Raw genomic sequence first — 841 nt, 5'->3', positions numbered from 1 at the left:
AGCTGGCGCAACAGCGAAAGCACCTGCTTGCGGAACTGAAAGGCGTCGGGCGACATGTGACGCAATTCACTGAGCGCATCGATGAACACCCGTTGAGGCCGGTGCTTGCGCACATATTCGAGAATCGAGTCGTGGATCGAGCCCGCCTCGACTTCCCAGGTTTCCAGGAGATTGAAGGTTTCGTCGGCACCGGAGAGGTTGATCGACGGCGACACATCCAGCACCGGAACGCCGTCCAGCGCCAGCCCGCTGAGCTGCGCATTGCGACGCAGTTGCCCCTCGGTCTCACCGAGGGAGACGAGCACCCCGTCCCCGCCCTCGCCGGTGGTCAGAAAATGCATCCCGAGGGTCGTCTTGCCGGTGCCCGGGCCGCCACGCACCAGGCAGGAATAGGTTTCCAACAAACCGCCGTGCAGGATCTCGTCGAGCCCGGGCACTCCGGTCGTCATGCGTCCTGGGTTAAGCATCGCGCGTCTGCATCGGGTTTCGATCCGCTTGGCTGATGGGGATGGATTGCGCTAGACGGATGCCGTCGCGGCATTCCGAAAAGCGGGGCAGGCTGCGGCAGGCGCTGTCGCATACGCGGCGAGAGAATGGCCGGGACTCGACCCGCCACGATGCCAGCCGCCGGCAATGGCTCAAGTAGTGCGAAGGCTGTTCGCTCGCTACGCCTGTTTTGCAACTCGCGGACCGTTGGCGCCGGCTCTTGACCCGCGGAAACAGACTTCTGGATAAGCATCTGCAGAAGTGCGTATGAACGCCCATGTTCACACGGAATATCTGGTCATCAATACCGTATTTACACGGCATACAGACCCTTCGTTTTCCGCTAATCCCCGGA

Annotated in this window: 1 protein-coding gene; it reads right to left on the bottom strand. The window is 61.7% G+C overall.

All coding sequences use genetic code 11. The features are described 5' to 3' along the window. A partial coding sequence (locus ACS8Y6_RS18355) for an ATPase domain-containing protein (RefSeq protein ID WP_440856241.1) occupies nucleotides 1–449 on the bottom strand: 449 nt, incomplete at its 3' end. Nucleotides 450–841: the final 392 nt, after the last annotated feature.

Source organism: Salinisphaera sp. RV14 (assembly GCF_052044135.1).
In the GTDB taxonomy this organism is placed as follows: domain Bacteria; phylum Pseudomonadota; class Gammaproteobacteria; order Nevskiales; family Salinisphaeraceae; genus Salinisphaera.
Note: the sequence above shows the minus strand (reverse complement) of the source record. Positions and strands in the feature narration are given on the sequence as shown.